Source organism: Aquirufa aurantiipilula (assembly GCF_019923745.1).
GTDB lineage: Bacteria > Bacteroidota > Bacteroidia > Cytophagales > Spirosomataceae > Aquirufa > Aquirufa aurantiipilula.
This window is the reverse complement of sequence record NZ_JAANOG010000030.1, coordinates 1-1,093: the sequence shown is the minus strand read 5'-3', so window position 1 is coordinate 1,093 and position 1,093 is coordinate 1. Positions and strand designations below refer to the sequence as shown.

Below are 1,093 nucleotides of genomic sequence, written 5' to 3'. Positions count from 1 at the left end.
CAGTACATTAACTATTATAACCATGAAAGAATAAAAATGAACTTAAATGCAATGAGCCCGGTACAATACCGAGCTCATTATCTAAAATCAATTGTTTAATTTTGTCCAAACAATTGGGTGCAGTTCAAATATTGAGGCCCTTTTTTTATGCGAAATGTTTTTTGACTAAGTCGAGCTTTCTACGCGAAATGGGTATTTCATTTCCTAGAATGGTAGTCAGCGTGTTTGTGCCTTGAAAATTTTGGCCTGAAATATTCTCTCGATTGACTAAATATGATTTGTGTGCCCTTAGAAAGGGATTCATACGTAATTGAGATTCAAATTTCTTAAGCGTTTTGGCAATGGTAATTTGTTTTTTGTTTTTTAGGAATACGATGCTGTAATTTCCTTTTCCTTCAATGAACACAATGTCGTCCACCGGGCATTGGTCTATGCTCGGCAATTTAATGTCTTTTTTCATAGGTTGATTATAGTTAAAATAGGTAACGCAAACTTACTCAACAAACTGTGATAATCTGTCCTGCATTTATCTAACGGTAGTTAAACATTTTGAGTGGTAATGGCTGGGAATCTAAACGACTAATTCAATAAATGGATTTATCTGGATATTTGTTAAGTATTGATTATGAGGTAGATAGTGGCAATTTGCCACTAATGCCGAATACTAAACGTTTTAGGTTGCTAGGTCAATTTTATTGTCTTTATATTCGTTTTTACGTCTTTGGCTATTGCGGTTTTCGAAGGTGGCTTTGGGAACCTCAGCCACCTTCAAAGGCCTCTGCTACCTATACTCTAAAAGGCAGCATGCATTTTTATTAATTTTTTCAGATGTCAGAAGTACTCTGAAAAGGGTAAACTTTCTTAGGTATTGAAACTATTCAATGACTTGAGTTTCTAGAAAGTAGCTGAAGTGAAGGATTTTTGAATAAGCACTTGGAACTGCGAATGATACACTGGAAACCATCATTGTCCCGTCCTAAAATAGGTTGACAGTTTTTTAGTAAATATAGTCCTTGTCAGGTAAAACTGGCAAGGATTTTTTGTAATGTATTTGATTGGGAGTTTTATATTCTAAAGCTAAGTGAGGTCTTTT

Annotated in this window: 2 protein-coding genes; one reads left to right on the top strand and one right to left on the bottom strand. The window is 34.7% G+C overall.

Translation table 11 applies throughout. The features are described 5' to 3' along the window. On the top strand, window positions 1–99 hold a 99-nt coding region (locus G9H60_RS13200; RefSeq protein WP_223143705.1), incomplete at its 5' end, for an IS3 family transposase. A 46-nt stretch (window positions 100–145) separates the two neighbouring features. Here the strand turns inward: G9H60_RS13200 and G9H60_RS13195 are convergent. Further along, window positions 146–460 carry a LytR/AlgR family response regulator transcription factor gene (locus G9H60_RS13195; RefSeq protein ID WP_109324178.1) on the bottom strand — a complete coding sequence of 105 codons (315 nt, stop codon included), beginning with the start codon at window positions 458–460 and terminating at the stop codon, window positions 146–148. Window positions 461–1,093 lie beyond the last annotated feature (633 nt).